This is a genomic window from Streptomyces yerevanensis, assembly GCF_000716805.1.
Lineage (GTDB): Bacteria > Actinomycetota > Actinomycetes > Streptomycetales > Streptomycetaceae > Streptomyces > Streptomyces flaveus.
In genome coordinates, this window is sequence record NZ_JNWJ01000257.1 from 1 (window position 1) to 308 (window position 308).

A 308-nucleotide genomic window follows, 5' to 3' on the forward strand; every position below is an offset into this window, starting at 1 on the left:
TCAACGGACTGTCCCGCTACCTGGTCTATCGCTGGTTCACCGACCCGGCGCAACGCGATCTCTATCCCGACGAGGACCACGCCCTGCGGGGCAGGGTCTTCACCGTGGAAATCCGGGTGGCGTACACGGCGGACCCTCAGGGCAGGGCCGGCGACATCGTCGCGGCACTGCTGGAGGTCAGCCCCGAGTTCGCCGACCTCTGGCGGTTGCACGAGGTGGACGTCACCCACCACAACGACCTCAAGCGCTACCGGCATCCGGAGCTGGGCGAGATGGAGCTGTACTGCCAGCGGCTGGTGGACCCCGAC

The 308-nt window shown here is 67.5% G+C and carries 1 protein-coding gene; it reads left to right on the forward strand.

What is annotated here, in order from left to right; translation table 11 throughout:
- Positions 1 to 308: MmyB family transcriptional regulator (locus OP79_RS49315; RefSeq protein ID WP_033329919.1), on the forward strand; the 308-nt coding region annotated here is incomplete at both ends.